A 2,206-nucleotide genomic window follows, 5' to 3' on the forward strand; every position below is an offset into this window, starting at 1 on the left:
AGATATGGTAATCTTTTTTTGGTGACCCCTAGGGGAATCGAACCCCTGTTACCGCCGTGAAAGGGCGGTGTCTTAACCGCTTGACCAAGGGGCCATGTATTCAGCAACCCCCAGTATCCTTTACCAAGAACCGCTGAAATAAAAATGGTGACCCATCCGCGACTCGAACGCGGGACACCCTGATTAAAAGTCAGGTGCTCTACCGACTGAGCTAATGGGTCAAGTTTTTATCCACATTTATATATGATAAAAGAAACTTGTTTATAAGTCAACACTTTTTGTCGAAAAAAAAAGAGGCACTCTTAAAAAGTGCTTCCTTAAAAAATATTTTCTCTAATAATTGTTTGATTTCTCTTTGGTCCAACGGAAATCATTTTTACTGGTAGCTTAATATATTCTTCAATTTCTTCAATATACTTTTTTGTGTTATCAGGAAGATCATCATAGGCTGTAATATTTGATATATCTTCATGCCATCCATCTAACTCTTTATATATAGGCTTGCATTCTGCTAATACTTTAAGGTTGGCTGGAAAGTGTTGAAGGATACTTCCTCTATACTCATAGCCTATACACATTTTAATCTTTTCAAAGCCACTAAGAACATCTAGCAGCATTAACGAAATCCCTGTTACACCGTTTATTCGGGATGTATATTTAACCATTACTCCATCAAACCAACCACATCTTCTAGGTCTTCCTGTGGTTGTACCGAATTCATTGCCTTTAATTCTAATGCTATCACCTGTTTCATTCATTAATTCAGTGGGAAATGGTCCCTTTCCAACCCGTGTTGTATAGGCTTTAACTACACCTATTATTTCATTTATCATATTAGGTCCAATACCAGTACCAACACAAAATCCTCCAGAGGTTGGATGTGAGGAGGTTACATAGGGATATGTACCTAAATCTATATCCAGTAATGCCCCTTGTGCCCCTTCAAATAACACTTTTTTGCCTTCTGTTAAAGCTTCGTGTAGAAGAACTGTTGTATCAGTAATATGCTCCTTTAATCTATCTATCATTTTGCTGTAGGCTTCGTAGGTTTCCTCCATGTTAAATCCAGTATCATTATATATTTTTTCAATAATTCTATTTTTTTTATATATTTGCTTAGATAGACGGTCTTTAAAATACTCTCCATCTAACATTTCTCCCAGTCTTATGCCTGATCGTTCTATTTTATCCATGTAGCAGGGTCCGATACCTTTTTTGGTTGTTCCTATTTCTTCCTCTCCCCTAGCAGCTTCTTCTAGGGCATCTAGCTTTTTATGGTAGGGAAATATCACATGAACTCTTTCATCTATTTTAACGTTTTCAACACCAATTCCTTGCTCTATAAGTGTATCCATCTCTTTTAAAAAGCCTTCTGGGTCAAAAACAACACCATTCCCAATAAGATTTAAGGTGTTCTTATTCAATACTCCTGATGGCATTAGGTGAAATGCATATTTTTTATCTCCTACTATAACTGTATGTCCAGCATTGTTTCCACCTTGTCCTCTAACAACAACATCTGCTTTACTGGCTAAATAATCTATTATTTTTCCTTTACCTTCGTCACCCCACTGAGCTCCAACAATAACTACTGATGGCATTTACTCATCCCCTTATCTATATAGGCTGTTTTTCCGAACGCTACACATAAACATTATCATAATATACGTAATTAGTCAATTTAAATTAAATAAAACAGTCTATCTCAGCGGCATTACTAACACTCCCACTTCTTAAGCGTGAGATAAGTGCCGCCAAGCTTCGAAATAAGTGCAACTAAAGTTCAGGTGGAGTTAAACTCCATCTGAACTAAGTTTTCCTTATAAAACAATTAATATTCGTATATTTTAGCATAATTTGCTATATTAAAAGGATTGAGTACTTTCAGCACTCAACCCCTTATTTTTTGCTACTTATTTTCAAAATGCTTATTTAAATCTTCTACTAGCTTACTTACATCAATTCCATGTACTTTCCCAGCATCACCGATGCTCTCCATTGTAGCACCAGGGCAGCCCAGACAATGAAGCCCATACTTCATGAAAACTGCTGCTGCTTCTCTATCCATGTTTAAAACATCCATAATTGTCATGTTTTCTGTAATTTTAGCCATATTTATCCTCCTTATATAAGACTTAATTTAGTTGTTTGCAAAATGCTTGAACCATTGAAATTAAAGCATTTTAGCAATGTATTTATATTGTTT

Annotated in this window: 2 protein-coding genes and 2 tRNA genes; all 4 read right to left on the reverse strand. The window is 35.8% G+C overall.

What is annotated here, in order from left to right:
* Positions 1-19 precede the first annotated feature (19 nt).
* The 4 genes from F8154_RS14770 to F8154_RS14785 all read right to left on the reverse strand — a co-directional run bounded on the left by F8154_RS14770 (position 20) and on the right by F8154_RS14785 (position 2,113).
* A tRNA-Glu gene (locus F8154_RS14770) sits at positions 20-94 on the reverse strand.
* Between the two features lie 51 nt (positions 95-145).
* Positions 146-221: transfer RNA gene (locus F8154_RS14775), tRNA-Lys, on the reverse strand.
* Between the two features lie 96 nt (positions 222-317).
* Positions 318-1,601 carry an adenylosuccinate synthase gene (locus F8154_RS14780; RefSeq protein ID WP_151862383.1) on the reverse strand — a complete coding sequence of 428 codons (1,284 nt, stop codon included), beginning with the start codon at positions 1,599-1,601 and terminating at the stop codon, positions 318-320.
* A 308-nt stretch (positions 1,602-1,909) separates the two neighbouring features.
* Positions 1,910-2,113, reverse strand: coding sequence for a DUF1858 domain-containing protein (locus F8154_RS14785; RefSeq protein ID WP_151862384.1), 204 nt, complete (start codon positions 2,111-2,113; stop codon positions 1,910-1,912).
* Positions 2,114-2,206 lie beyond the last annotated feature (93 nt).

The organism is Alkaliphilus pronyensis, assembly GCF_009017275.1.
Classification (GTDB): Bacteria; Bacillota; Clostridia; order Peptostreptococcales; family Natronincolaceae; genus Alkaliphilus_C; species Alkaliphilus_C pronyensis.

What these genes read in the sequence shown, in the direction of transcription:
- F8154_RS14785 (WP_151862384.1), bottom strand. Translation starts at nt 2,113, where the DNA reads ATGGCTAAAATTACAGAAAACATGACAATTATGGATGTTTTAAACATG.
- F8154_RS14780 (WP_151862383.1), bottom strand. Translation starts at nt 1,601, where the DNA reads ATGCCATCAGTAGTTATTGTTGGAGCTCAGTGGGGTGACGAAGGTAAA.